Annotated in this window: 11 protein-coding genes; 1 reads left to right on the plus strand and 10 read right to left on the minus strand. The window is 72.6% G+C overall.

The window, feature by feature from the left end; all coding sequences use genetic code 11:
* Nucleotides 1-760: 760 nt before the first annotated feature.
* On the minus strand, nucleotides 761-1,828 hold the full coding sequence (locus ACTUAL_RS29120) for a DUF2332 domain-containing protein (protein WP_440902482.1): 1,068 nt from the start codon (nucleotides 1,826-1,828) through the stop codon (nucleotides 761-763).
* 532 nt (nucleotides 1,829-2,360) lie between these two features.
* Here ACTUAL_RS29120 and corA point away from each other — a divergent pair.
* Nucleotides 2,361-3,464 carry a magnesium/cobalt transporter CorA gene (gene corA, locus ACTUAL_RS29125; protein ID WP_096491558.1) on the plus strand — a complete coding sequence of 368 codons (1,104 nt, stop codon included), beginning with the start codon at nucleotides 2,361-2,363 and terminating at the stop codon, nucleotides 3,462-3,464.
* Between the two features lie 145 nt (nucleotides 3,465-3,609).
* On the opposite strand, the gene ACTUAL_RS29130 is transcribed toward corA, so the two are convergent.
* The 9 genes from ACTUAL_RS29130 to ACTUAL_RS29170 form a co-directional block, all read right to left on the minus strand.
* Entirely contained in the window at nucleotides 3,610-4,698 is a 1,089-nt protein-coding gene (locus tag ACTUAL_RS29130) for a DUF2332 domain-containing protein (RefSeq protein WP_440902483.1), read from the minus strand.
* A gap of 134 nt (nucleotides 4,699-4,832) precedes the next feature.
* Nucleotides 4,833-5,438 (minus strand): PadR family transcriptional regulator, encoded by a 606-nt coding sequence (locus tag ACTUAL_RS29135; RefSeq protein ID WP_096491556.1) that lies wholly within the window; start codon nucleotides 5,436-5,438, stop codon nucleotides 4,833-4,835.
* A gap of 42 nt (nucleotides 5,439-5,480) precedes the next feature.
* Nucleotides 5,481-6,446, minus strand: a complete 966-nt coding sequence (locus ACTUAL_RS29140) for a hypothetical protein (protein ID WP_440902484.1) — start codon at nucleotides 6,444-6,446, stop codon at nucleotides 5,481-5,483.
* A gap of 39 nt (nucleotides 6,447-6,485) precedes the next feature.
* Nucleotides 6,486-7,376, minus strand: a complete 891-nt coding sequence (locus ACTUAL_RS29145) for an SDR family NAD(P)-dependent oxidoreductase (protein ID WP_096491554.1) — start codon at nucleotides 7,374-7,376, stop codon at nucleotides 6,486-6,488.
* 337 nt (nucleotides 7,377-7,713) lie between these two features.
* On the minus strand, nucleotides 7,714-8,898 hold the full coding sequence (locus tag ACTUAL_RS29150) for an ABC transporter ATP-binding protein (protein ID WP_440902485.1): 1,185 nt from the start codon (nucleotides 8,896-8,898) through the stop codon (nucleotides 7,714-7,716).
* A 6-nt stretch (nucleotides 8,899-8,904) separates the two neighbouring features.
* A complete protein-coding gene (locus ACTUAL_RS29155; protein ID WP_096491553.1) occupies nucleotides 8,905-9,750 on the minus strand; it encodes a carbohydrate ABC transporter permease in 846 nt (281 codons plus the stop codon).
* Nucleotides 9,750-10,706 (minus strand): carbohydrate ABC transporter permease, encoded by a 957-nt coding sequence (locus ACTUAL_RS29160; RefSeq protein ID WP_096491552.1) that lies wholly within the window; start codon nucleotides 10,704-10,706, stop codon nucleotides 9,750-9,752. The genes ACTUAL_RS29155 and ACTUAL_RS29160 overlap by 1 nt, the downstream gene beginning before the upstream one ends.
* Entirely contained in the window at nucleotides 10,703-11,965 is a 1,263-nt protein-coding gene (locus tag ACTUAL_RS29165) for an ABC transporter substrate-binding protein (protein WP_096491551.1), read from the minus strand. Before ACTUAL_RS29165 ends, ACTUAL_RS29160 begins: the two co-directional genes overlap by 4 nt.
* Nucleotides 11,966-12,391: 426 nt before the next feature.
* Nucleotides 12,392-12,889: a general stress protein gene (locus ACTUAL_RS29170; protein ID WP_096497604.1), complete on the minus strand. Its 498-nt coding sequence runs from the start codon at nucleotides 12,887-12,889 to the stop codon at nucleotides 12,392-12,394.
* Nucleotides 12,890-13,198: the final 309 nt, after the last annotated feature.

Genomic DNA, 13,198 nt, shown 5'->3' on the forward strand with positions numbered 1-13,198 from the left:
GGTGGGTGACCAGGGCTTCACCTGCGCGGTCTCAGTGAGCGCTGAACAGGGCGAGCGCACCGAGATGGGGTGAGATGAGCGGGCGGAGGGCGATGATGTGATCTTGATCATCCGTCGGGCCCACCCCGGAAGCGGCCAACCCAGGAAGTGGCCCGCCCCGGAAGCGGCCCACTCCGGAAGCGGCCGCTCCTGGCGCCGGTTCCGTCGTCGGGCCGGTGCCGTAGGGCCGGTGCCGTCGGGTCGACTCCTGGGGCCAGTTCCGTCGGGCCGGCTTCTGAGGCGCCCCCCTTGAGGTGCGTCCCTGAGCGGGCGCCCCGGTCCGTAGGCCGGGTGCCCTCGGGTGGAGTGCCCCTGCCCGCCAGCCGAGCGCCACAGGCGGAGGTGCGCCCCGGCCCGCGCGTCGGGCGGCCTCGGGCGGGGAGCGGCTCGTCTCTCGGGACGGCCCCGACAGACCGGGTGCCCATCTGGGTGCGCCAGCGGGCCAAGTGCCCTCGAGGCGAGCCTCAGCGGGCCAAGCGCCCCCTGGGCGAGCCCTGGCAGGCCTGATGCCTCCTGAGCGAACCTCGGCGGGCCCGGCGCCCCCTGAGCGAACCCCGGCGGGCCCGGCGCCCCCCTGAGCGAGCCTCGACGAACCCGGTGCTTCCTGGGCGAGCCCCGGCGGACCAAGCCCCCTCTGGGCGAGCCCCGGCAGGCCCGGCGTCCCCTGCGAGCCCCGGCGGACCCGGCCCCCCTGGGCAAGCCGCTCCCCCGCCTCCGCCCGTCACACCAGCCAGGTCAGCCGCTGCCCCCTCGGGGCGGCGAGCGCCAGCGCCTCGGCCGAGCGCACCTCGCCGTCCTCCACCCGCACCAGCCCGACCACGTGCCCGTCCTCCAGCTCCGCGCGGCCCGGCAGCAGGTGCTCGAGCCCCGTCCCGTACGACTCCAGGCTCACCCACGTCAGTGGGCGCCCCAGGGCGCGCAGGGCGTCCACGAAGCCGACCACGGGCACGTACGGCAGCACCATGCTCGTCAGCACCACCAGCGGCTGGTCCTCCGGCACGAGGGCCACCGCCTTGGCGAGGTCCGCCACCGCGTCGCCGGTCACGAACTCCGGCTTCGCCTTGCGCTGGGCCGCCGCCGCGACGCCCAGCAGGCGCAGGCGCTCCGGCTGGTCCGCCCAGACGCAGGCCTCCAGCCAGGCGTAGGTCTCCTCGTCCTCCAGGTCGGCGGGCGCGCGGTCCAGGCCGATCCTGGCGCCGACCTTCACCGACTTCGGCAGCTTGGGCATCGTCGCTCCGGGGGCCAGCTCCAGCACGCAGTGCACGCCCACCGTCGCCTTGGCCGGTCCGACGGCGACCTGCCCGGCCTGCTCGCTCTGGTAGCGGTACGAGTAGCGGTCGATGCCCAGCAGCAGCCCGGCCGAGCAGCCGACCTCCACCAGCCCCACCGGGCCCTTGACTCGGGCGAGCGCCGGGTAGAGCAGCGCGGCCCTGCCGACCTCGTTGCCCTGGGTGCTCCGGGTCGAGATCAGCTCGCGCACCCGGTCCGCCCGCTCCAGCACGAAGTCCCGGAACAGCGGCCAGGTCCCCTCGTCGGGACCGTGGGTGCCGCCGAGCGTCGGGTAGTAGCGGGACAGCGGGTGCACGGGCTCGGCCTGCGCGAGCCGGTGCACGGCGGCCAGCAGCAGGGTGGGGTGCGCGAAGCGCTCCGGCGCGGCGGTCAGCAGACCGGCCACCGCGTCGTCGGTCGCGGCGCGCGCGGCTAGGTGCGCGTACAGCGGGGAGACGTCGGCCGCCCCGCGCTCCGCGAACGACGCCAGCCGTTCCCGCACCAGTTCCAGTGAGGTCACTTCGCTCCTTCGCTCGGGCCTGCCGCCTCGGCGCGAACGGCCCTCGGCCCCCCGGACGGGGAGCGCTGGGGCGTCGTCGCCTCCGGGGTGGGGGCGCGGCCCCCGCCCCTGTTGTACCCCGCCGGGCTCGGGGCCAGACCCGGCGGTCCCGCACCGCGCGGAGCGGCTCACCCGCTGGTCACGGCGCCGCGCACCCCGCCGCGGGAGCCGCGCGGCCCCGGAGTCGCGCCCGGTGTGACAGACGTCCCGAACGGTGTGACGGGCCTCCCGGCCGGGCTGCACGACAGCGTGAACCGGACGGGAGTAGGATCTGGAGCGGTTCGTGCGGCTCTCCATGCGTGGGATGAGCCCGGACCGCTACCTGAGGAGGTGAGGAGTCGCGATGAGCAACGATCCCCATCCTGCGAGTACCTCGCGCGTCCTCATCGGAGGGTCTGCTTCCCGCAGCTAGGCCCTTGCTCCCGGTCGGGGACGTGCCGTCGTCGTTCCACAGCTCCACCTTCGACGCGCCCGCACCCTCCGGAGGTACACCGTGCCCAGCCTGCCCTCTTTCGGCGGTTTGAGCGGTTTCAGAGGCCGTTCCGCCGTTCGCGCCCGCCGCACCGAGTCGGCCCGCGCCCCGCTGCCCGTGCCGCTGTCGGCGTACGTCGTGGACTGCGGCGTGTACGTCGACGGCAGCAGGCTGCCCGGACGCTGGACGCACACCGACGCGGTCGAGGAGGTGCGCAAGCGCCGCGAGGGGTTCGTCTGGATCGGCCTGCACGAGCCGGACGAGGAGCAGATCCAGGGCGTGGCCGAGACGTTCGGGCTGCACGAGCTGGCCGTCGAGGACGCGGTGCACGCGCACCAGCGGCCGAAGCTGGACCGGTACGACGACATGCTGTTCATGGTGTTCAAGACCGTCCGGTACGTGCAGAACGAGTCGCCGAGCACCGCGAACGAGATCGTCGAGAGTGGCGAGATCATGGTGTTCCTGGGCCGCGACTTCGTGATCACCGTGCGGCACGGCAACCACTCCGGGCTCGCCGTGGTGCGCAAGCAGCTGGAGAGCGACCCGGACAAGCTGCGCATCGGCCCGGCCGCCGTGCTGCACTCGATCGCCGACCACGTGGTGGACAACTACCTGGACGTGACGTCGAAGATCGAGAGCGACATCGACCAGATGGAAGCGCTGGTGTTCGCGCCGCGCGGCGGGGTCAGCTCCGACCAGATCTACCTGATGAAGCGCGAGGTGCTGGAGCTGCGGCGCGCGGTGATGCCGCTGGCGGTGCCGCTGCGCAGGCTGGCCGAGGGCTACACGCCGCTGATCCCCGAGCAGGTGCGGTCCTACTTCCGCGACGTGGACGACCACCTCACCGAGGTGTCCGAGCGGGTCATGAACTTCGACGAGCTGCTCACCACGCTCGTCAACGCCGTGCTGGCGACCATCACGCTCCAGCAGAACGGCGACATGCGCAAGATCACCTCGTGGGCGGCGATCATCTCCGTCCCGACGATGGTGGTCGGTGTGTACGGCATGAACTTCGACTACATGCCCGAGCTGCACTGGCGGTTCGGCTACCCCCTGGTGATCGCGGTGATCCTGATGGGATGCCTGGCGCTGTACCGGATATTCCGCCGGAACCGCTGGCTGTAGTCGCCTCCCCCCGCACGCCCCGACCGACGGGAACCCCACCATGACCAGGCTCCTGACCAACCCGCTGTTCTGGGTCCTCACCCTCCTGCTGTGCTGGCTGGCCAGCGTGACGGTGATCATCGCCGGCCAGCCCTGACCCCGACCGTCACACCCAGGGCGCGCTCTCCCAGGTGAAGGGCGTCCCGTGGGGCCCGCCCGCCCCGAGCCGCAGGGAGCGGCCCGCGGGCCAGAGCTTGAGCAGCAGCTGGAACTCGTGGGGCAGGGCGGGGTCGTGGCCGCGCCGCGGCTCGAACACCAGCAGCGCCAGGGGAGCCGCCGCGGTGGCCCGCTCCGCGGCGGACGCGAGCACCGCGCGTCCGGCGGCGCGCTCGGCGGCGGACGCGTACTGCCACACCACCGAGTGCCACACCACCGTCAGCACGTCCCGCTCCGGCCGGGCGAGTTGCTCGCCCAGCCACTCGGACGCCGGGGCCCGCCGGACCGGGACCGGGTCGACGGCGGCCAGGTCCAGCGCGGCCCCGAGCCGGGTCCAGCGCTCGCGCTGATCGGGCCACACGAACGAGAGCAGGTGCTGACGGCCGTCCACAGTGGACACGTCGACCGGGTTGGGGTCGCAGCCGCCGCGGCCCACGAGGCGGAGCGGGCGGTCGAGGTCGCCGTCGGGCTCGCCGCTCCAGCCGGTGTCGAGCCGGAGCGGGCTGCCAGGGTCGCCGAACACCCGGTCGCCGTGCAGGTAGGCGATCCGGTGCGGGCGCAGGTTGAGGCCGCCGCTGGCCCCGACCTCCAGCAGCCGCACCGGGAACGGCGTGCGCCGACCGGCGGCGGCAGCGGCCAGGGCGGTGGCGGTGTGCAGCCCGCCGAACAGCGGCCCGCTGCGGCCGGGTTCGTTGGTCTGCACCGTCGTGGTGTCGACGAGGGCCCGCAGCTCGTCCGCGTGCTCCTCGACGACCCCGCGCGCGTCCGCCCAGAGCGCCCCGAGCTCCGGGGAGCCGCCGACGGTCGGGTAGTGCGCGGCGAGCGCGGGCGCGCGGCCCTCCAGCACGACGCGGTGCACGGCGGCGGCGAAGCGCAGCGCGGGCACGTCCCCGGCGCGCGCCCGCTCGGCGTTGGCCATGACCCGCCTGGTGGGGCCACCGGAGTCGAGGTCGGCGGAGGCGGCGGCGAGGAGGGTGGAGGTGAGCGGACTGGCTCCCGCGCAGTCCCTGGCCGACTGGCGGAAGAGTTCGGCGAGCACGGGCAGACGCTAACCCGGAACCCCGGCGCGGGGCACCGGAACACGCGGGGTTTTCACCCCTGGAGAGGCCGGGGCGGGGAGCGCGGGCCGGGGACGCCGGGCGGGCGAGGCGCGGGGCGCCCCTCGGCCCGCCGTCAGCCCTCGGCGTCCGCGGTCCAGGTCACCCGTCCCGACCGGACGTCCTCCACCAGCTCGCGGGTGAGCTCAAGGTCCGTCCGCACGTGCGCCCGGACGTGGCGGACCTCGACCACCCCGACGCCCGCGACGCCCTGCTCCACGAGCGCCGCGTACCCGGCCTCGACCCCGGCCAGCTCGGACTCCAGGAGCACCACCCGCCGCTCCAGCCGCGCCACGACCTCCTCGGGCGGCAGCAGGCTCAGGAACGCCAGGGCGGCGCAGTAGACCGGGTACTCGGGGACGGGCGCCCCCAGCAGCTCCCGCAGCCGCTCCCGCGCGACCCGCCGCCCCTCCTCGGTGATCGCGTAGACCGTCCGCTCGGGCCGCCCGCTGTCGCGCACCGTCTCGACCGGCCGGATCAGGCCGCTCTTCGCCAGCCCCTCGAACGCGTGGTAGAGCGCCCCGTGGGTGACCTTGACGATCCGGTCGAGCCCCTCGTCCTTCATCCGCTGCCGCACCTCGTACGGGTGCTGGTCCCGCTCGTCGAGCAAGCGCAGCACGGCCAAGGCCAGGGTGGTGAGCGCGCGCACCGGCCGCCCCTCCTCATCGGTCGGGAAGTCCATCGTCGTCGGAGGCCCTCGGGACCTCCGACGGCGATTGTCCCCTCAGCCCTCGCCGCCGTGCCCCGGCAGCGGCCGGGCCTGCTCCAGCACCCGGTCCGCGTAGCTGTCCAGCAGCCGCGTCGCGACCTGCTGCGAGTAGCCGAGGATCACCGCCCACAGCAGCAGCGCCGACTGCGAGGACACCCCGATCAGCCCGGTGGTCACCCCGGCCCCGAGCGCCAGCACCCCCACCACCGCCAGCGACGCCCCGAGCAGGACCTTGATCGTCGCCTGGTACCCGACGGTCACGTAGGGCGTCAGGCTGGGCCTGCGCCGCAGCAGCAGCACCACGGCCGCCAGCACCGCCCCGAAGCCCCCGAGCGCCTGCACGAGCCACACGTCGGCACCGCCGGCCGCCGCGCCCGTGGGGCACACGGCGGCCAGCTGTTCGGGTCGCACGCACAGCGGCAGGTAGCCGGGGCTGAGCAGCCCGACGACCCCCAGCGCGGTGTTCACCAGGAGCAGCACCGCCGAGGCCGCGATCAGCTTGTTCCGCAGCGCCCGCGACCCGGCGTGCGCGAAGTCCGACCGGTCGAACGCGGCCCGGAGCGCGTCCACCACGACCGCCCGCTCGACCCCGACCGGGAACTCCCCCGGCCGCAGCTCCTCCAGGGCCCGCCGCCGGGGATCGGTCTCGTCCAGCTGCTCGGCGACCCGCGCCACCAGCCCCGGCAACCGCCCGAGGAACCCCGGCGAGGCCGCCGACACGGCGATCTCCGCCTCGTGCAGCGCCCGCCAGCCCCGCTCGATGCGCCACCCGGACCACCACGCCGCGATCGTCCGCCACCGGCCGAGGTCGCCCTCCAGCACCTCGTCCACGACCGCGGCCTCCCGCTCGGCGACCTCGCGCCACCGGGCGCTCTCCTGGTCCAGCGGGTCGACCGGTCCGAGCGCGGCGAGGTCGGCGCGCACGCGCTCGACCCGCGTGCGCACCACCAGCCGCCAGTCCGTGGCTCTGGGTTTGCCCATGCCCCGATCGTGGCAGGAACGACCGGCGGTCCGGGAGCCCTAGCGGGTGTGCGCGGGCGCGATCAGCTCGCGGGTGAGCGGAGGCATCCGCTTCTCCAGCCCGTACGGCTCCAGGTGCGCCTGGAACAGCTCGGTGAACGCCCGCTCCACCGCCGCGTCGTCCCACGCGTCGCTCTCCAGGATCGGCTGCTTGAACTGCGGGTGCCCCACCAGGTGCAGGTGCTTGCCGTTGCACCGGACCACCTGGCCGGTGATGCCGCGCGCCGCGTCCCCGAGCAGGAACACCACCAGCGGCGCGACCTTCGCGGGCACCCGGTCGGTCGTGACCACGCTCCTGGCGCGCGGCGAGGCCACCACCATCCGCGTGTGCGCCACCGGGCAGACCGAGTTGACCCTGATCCCGTCCGGCTCCAGGTCGAGCGCCCACGACGAGCTGAGGGAGGCCACCGCGCCCTTGGTTGCCGAGTACGTGCCGAGCTTGCGCTGCCCCAGGTAGGCGCCGGACCCGATGTTCACGATGGACCCGCCGCCGCCCTGCTCGCGCATGGCCCGCATCGCCGCGACGCCGGTGTAGATGACCCCGAGCAGGTTCACCTCGACGGTGCGCCGGATCTGCTCCGGGTCGTCCTCCCAGGGCTTGGACTCGTAGTTCACCCCGGCGTTGTTGACCAGCCCGTCGATCCGCCCGAACTCGTCGGCGCAGGTGCGGATGATCTTCTCGGCCTGCGCGGGGTCGGCGACCGAGTGCCCGCTGGCCACCGCGGTCCCGCCCGAGTCCCGGATGCGCTCCGCGACCCGCTCGGCCGTGTCCGCGTCCACGTCGTTGACCACCACCGAAGCGCCCGCCCTGGCCGCCTGCTCGGCGTAGGCCTCACCCAGTCCCCGTCCCGCCCCCGTGACGACGACCGCTTTCCCGGCCAGAGCACCCATAGCGCGCACCACTCCCCTAACCAGAAGCCTCGCAGCGGTTCTCCCGTGCTCTTCCCTGCTTCGACCAGCTTGGGGAGGCCGCTGAGCGGTGCGGGCCGGGTTGCGGCGAATTGCGTTCGGGCTGCGCTGAATGGCTTATGGAGTTCAGCGCGGCCTATGGTCCCGGCTGGTCGGCCCGCACCCCCCGGTTCACGCGAAAGGGGACGCCCCGCGTCGCCGGGCGTCCCCTTTCCTGAGCCGTGCGGTAGGCGGACCGCCGCAGGGCGGTCCGCGACCGCTCAGCCGATCACCGCGCCGGATCGCTCACCGGTTCACCCGCCCGCGTCACTCGCCCGCGTCACTCGCCCGCGTAGGTGAGGTTGCGCCCGCTGGACGGGTCGAACAGCTGCACCTTGTCCGCGTCGAACCACACCTCGGCCTGCTCGCCCTCCACCGCGGTGGACGCCGCCGACAGCCTGGTCACCAGGGACACCCCGGAGCCGGGCACGTCGACCGAGCCCGCGTCGGCGGCCAGCTCCTCCAGCTCGGCGGAGGTGGCCTGCTCGCCGTCGACGCCGAAGTACGCGTACTTGTCCGACCCCATCGACTCCAGCACGTCCACGTTGCTGGTGAACGTGACGCCCGACCCGCGCACCGACTCGTCCACGAGCCTGGCGTCCTCGAAGTGCTCGGGCCGCAGGCCGAGGATGACCTCGCGGGGCGCGTCCTCGCGCGCCAGCAGCGACTTGACCCGCGCGGAGAGCGGGATGTCGCCGAGCGCGGTGCGCAGCTGGTCGCCCTCGATCCCGGCGGGCACGAAGTTCATCGACGGCGAGCCGATGAAGCCCGCGACGAACAGGTTGGCCGGGTGGTCGTAGAGGTGCTGGGGCGCGCCGACCTGCTGCACGTGCCCGCCGCGCATGACCACGACCCGGTCGCCCAGGGTCATCGCCTCGGTCTGGTCGTGGGTCACGTAGACCATGGTCGTGCCGAGCCGCTTCTGCAGCCGCGACACCGAGGTGCGCATCTGCACGCGCAGCTTGGCGTCGAGGTTCGACAGCGGCTCGTCCATGAGGAACGCCTTGGGGCTGCGCACGATCGCGCGGCCCATCGCGACCCGCTGGCGCTGGCCGCCGGACAGGTTCGCGGGCTTGCGGTCCAGGTGCTGGCCGAGGTCGAGGATGTCTGCGGCCTCCTTGACCTTGCGCTGCACCGTGGCGTCGTCGACCTTGGCCAGCCGCAGCGGGAACGCCATGTTCTCCCGCACGGTCATGTGCGGGTAGAGCGCGTACGACTGGAACACCATGGCGATGTCGCGGTCCTTGGGCGCGCGCTCGTTGACGCGCTCGCCGCCGATCCGCAGCTCGCCGGAGGTGATGTCCTCCAGGCCCGCGATCATGTTGAGGGTGGTGGACTTCCCGCAGCCGGACGGGCCGACGAGGATGACGAACTCGCCGTCACCGATCTCCAGGTCCACGTCCCGCACGGCCACCGCGCCGTCGGGGTACTGCTTGCTCACCTTGTCGAGAACGATCTCTGCCACGCCCACTCACCCCTTGACGGCGCCGGAGGTCAGCCCGGCCACGATGCGACGCTGGAAGAACAGCACGAACACGATGATCGGGACCGTGATGACCACCGCCGCGGCGGCGATGGAACCGGTCGGGTCCTCGAACTGCGAGCTGCCGGTGAAGAACGACAGCGCGACCGGCACGGTCCGCGAGGACTCGGTGGAGGTCAGCGAGATGGCGAACAGGAAGTCGTTCCAGCAGAAGATGAACACCAGGATGGCCGTGGTGAACACGCCCGGCGCGGCCAGCGGGGCGATGACCCGCCGGAACGCCTGGCCGGGGGTGGCGCCGTCCATCTTCGCCGCCTTCTCCAGCTCCCACGGGATCTCCCGGAAGAACGCGGAGAGGGTGTAGATCGCCAGCGGCAGCGCGAACGTGGTGTACGGCAGGATCAGGCCGGGCCAGGTGTCGAACAGCCCGAGGGTGCGCTCGATCTCGAACAGCGGCGACACCAGGGAGATCTGCGGGAACATCGACACCAGCAGGGACACGCCGACGAGCGCGCGCTTGCCGGGGAAGTCGAGCCTGGCGATGGCGTAGGCGGCCATGGTGCCGAACACGACGGCGATCGCGGTGGCGATCAGGGCGATGCCGATCGAGTTCACCAGCGCCCGGACGAACTCGCTCGTGGTGAAGATCGCCTGGTAGTTCTCCAGGGTCCACTCGCGCGGGATGAAGTTCCCGTCCGCCAGGGTCGCGGGCGTCTTGAACGACAGCGACACGATCCACAGCACGGGGATCAGCGCGTAGGCGACGACGACGGTGTTGAGCACCGCCCAGCGGGCCTTGCGGCCGGTGGTGACGGCTCCTCCGGTCCCGGCCATCAGCGCCTCCCCGTGTTGTCGCTACCGGGGGCAGCGGTGCCGAACAGCTTGACGAAGATGAACGCGATGATCGCCACCGCCACGAAGATCAGCACGGACATGGTGGAGCCGATGCCGAGGTTCAGGCCCTTGATGAGGTTGTTGTAGCTGACCATCGACACCGACGACGTGCCCTGCGAGCCCGCCGTCAGCACGAACAGGTTGTCGAAGATGCGGAACGCGTCCAGGGTGCGGAACAGCAGCGCCACCAGGATGGCCGGCTTCATCACCGGGATGATGACCTTGACGAACCGCTGCCACGGGCTCGCGCCGTCGACGGCGGCGGCCTTGAGCAGGTCCTCGGGGACCAGCGCCAGGCCCGCCATGAGCAGCAGCGCCATGAACGGCGTGGTCTTCCAGACCTCGGCCAGGATCACGACCATGATGGCCGGGACCTTCTCGGTCAGCACCGGGTCGCCGCCCGCGAGCTCCGCGAGGTAGCCGGTGCCCGGCGTCCAGGCGTAGCGCCACGAGAACGCGGCCACGACGGTGACGATGCCGTACGGGATGAGCGAGGCGGTGCGGACGATGCCCTTGCCCACCAGGGTGCGGTGCATGATCAGCGCGAGCGCCATGCCGAGCACGAACTCCAGCACGACGGACACGAACGTGATGATCAGGGTGATCCACAGCGCGTCCCACCAGTACGGGCTGGAGAGCACGGTGGCGTAGTTCTCGAACCAGACGAACTCCTGGCGGTCCGGGAACTTCAGGTCGTAGCGCTGCAGGGACAGCCAGAAGGAGTAGAGGATCGGGTAGCCCGCGACCAGGGCCATGATGAGGATCGCGGGCAGGCACAGCAGCAGCCCGAGTCGGCGCTCGGCGCGCTTGCCCTCGCTCAGCGCGGCCTTGGCCCTCTTGTCCAGCGGGGCCTTGGCGGCTCTGTCCGAGGTGGGCGCATCGGCGGTCTGGCTCACGGCAGGACCCCCTTCGAGTCGAGCGCGTCCTGCAGCTCGGACTTGAGCCGCTCGGCGGTGGCCTTCGGGTCGATGCTCGCGGGCGGCGACAGGATCGTGGAGATGACCGTGGAGACGTTCTGGTACGCCGGGGTGCTCGGCCGGATGCTCGCGGTCTTGAGCGTCTCCAGGATGGCTTCCTTCATCGGGTACGGCTTTTCCATCTCCGGGTCGGAGTAGATCGACTCGATGGTCGGCGGGACGCCGTCGTTGATGGCGGCGAACTTCTGGTTCTCCGCGTTGCGCAGGCAGGTGATCGCGTCGAACGACTCGTCCGGGTGCTCGCTGTAGGAGCTGACGGCGTAGTTGATGCCGCCGACGGTCACCTTGGACGGGGTGCCCTCGTCGATCGCCGGGTACGGGGCCCACTTGAAGTGCGGGGCCAGCTCCGGGCGCTTCTGCGCGGCGGCGTAGACGAACGGCCAGTTCAGCTGGAAGGCCGCCTTGCCCTCCTCCATGGCCAGGCGCGCCTGGTCCTCGGCCGCGTTGGAGAACGACGGGTCGACCACCTCGGAGGTGGCGAACTCCTTGAGGACCTCCAGCGCCTTCACCGCGTTGTCGTCCACGACGGCCTTGGTGCCGGACTCGTCGACGATCGTGCCGCCCGCGGAGTTGACCAGCGTGTTGTAGAGGACGACGAGGCCCTCGTACTGCTTGCCGGTGGCCTGCACGAGACCGGGCTTGCCCTCGGCCTTGAGCTTGGCCCCCATCTCCACCATCTCGGCCCACGTGGTGGGCGGGGTGGGCACCAGGTCGTCCCGGTACCAGAGCAGCTGGACGTTGGTGTTGTCCGGCGCGGCGTAGAGCTTGCCCTGGTAGCGGGCGGTCTCCAGCGGCGTCTCCAGCGTGCCGTCCTCGACGGCGCTCTTGGCCTGCCCGGTGAACTCCCTGATCCAGCCCGCCTCGGCGAGCTCGGCGGTCCAGGTGACGTCCAGGCCGAGCACGTCCATGCCGGTGTCGCCCGCGGCGAGCCTGCGCACCAGCTGCTCGCGCTGGCCGTCGGCCTCGCGGGGCAGCTTGTGGTAGACGATCTCGTACCCGTTCGCGTCCGCGTTGCAGCGGTCGACGATCTGCTGGAAGCTCTCCTGCGGGTACTTGTACACGTTGACGACGAGCCCTCCGCCGTCCGACCCGCACCCCGCCAGCACGGAGGCCGCCAGCGCGGCGACTCCCCCCGCGGCGGCAAGCCGACGACGCGGTGTCGCGCCCCTCATCCCCATATCGGTCATGCCTCCTTCCTGACAACGTGGAGGAGCCAGACCGCAGTGCCCGGCACCCCTTCGTGCCCCCACCGGCCCCCTCGCGGGGGCGATCGGTGGGACGAACCTAGGCCCGGTGATCAGGTGCCGCAACCACCTGCAACAGCGCAAGAGACCTGAACGGCCGTTACCCGTTCGAGGGGTTCGGCAAACCACGTCGCCGGTAAAGGTTTGAGCCGCCGGACGGGTGCGCGGGCGGTCGGCCCGGTGGTGGGGCCGAACGGGGGCCGGGTGGACCGCTGCTCTGCGGAGAACGGCGGCGGGTGCGAGTGGTGCTCGCGGAACCGCGATGGGGAAAAGCGTGGCCACGCGCGAAAGCCGCCGGGTTCACGGAGGACCCGGCGGCTTTCGCGGTGTCGTTCCAGGGGCGGCTTCGGCGCTCGGGCGCTACAGCCCGCCCTCGCCGGAGCCTGCGGGGCGCATGGCGAGCTTGGCGAGCAGGTCGCGACCGCGCTCGGCGGAGCGGGGCTGGCAGAGCACGTCGTAGCGGCCCGCGACGAGCTGGCTGGCGGACTGGAAGTCGCGCCTGCCGCGCGAGGAGCCGTAGCCCACCGCAGCGAAGATCATGCCGAAGGCGACGCCGGTGACGACGCCGACCAGGATCGGTCCCGCCCACGCGCCGGTGGTGGGGCTGAACAGGCTCAGCAGCACGCCGACGAACACGCCGAACCACGCGCCCGACGCGGCGCCGGTGCCGAGCACCCGGCCCCAGGTGAGCTTGCCGGTGACCCGCTCGACCATCATCAGGTCGACGCCGACGATCGTGACCTCCTGCACCGGGAAGTCGTCGTCGGCCAGGAAGTCGACCGCGCGCTGCGCCTCCTCGTAGGTGGCGTAGGAGCCGATCGGCCAGCCGCTGGGCGGCGTGGGCAGGCGGGGCGGCATTCCGGGCCGGTTCTGCCCCTGGCCGGAGAACGAGCTCGTCACGGTGACCACCTCTTCGCGCTGCTGATCTCCCCATCCTGCCAAGACCGGGCGAACGGCGCGAAACGGGTTCGCGGGACGCTGAAGCGCGGGTGACCTGGCCGACATCGGGAACTGTCCGGGCCGGGGCGGTCGGGGGCGGCGGAAACCGTTGAGAGCGCCCGGTTTCCCCCCTTCCGGCGGGGCGGCGCGGGCCCTCCGGCGGGGCCGCCCGGTGGCGCGGGGTGGACGCGGGGGTGACGGTCGCCACCGCGGGCGGTCATCCCGCTG

Source organism: Actinosynnema sp. (assembly GCF_052038725.1).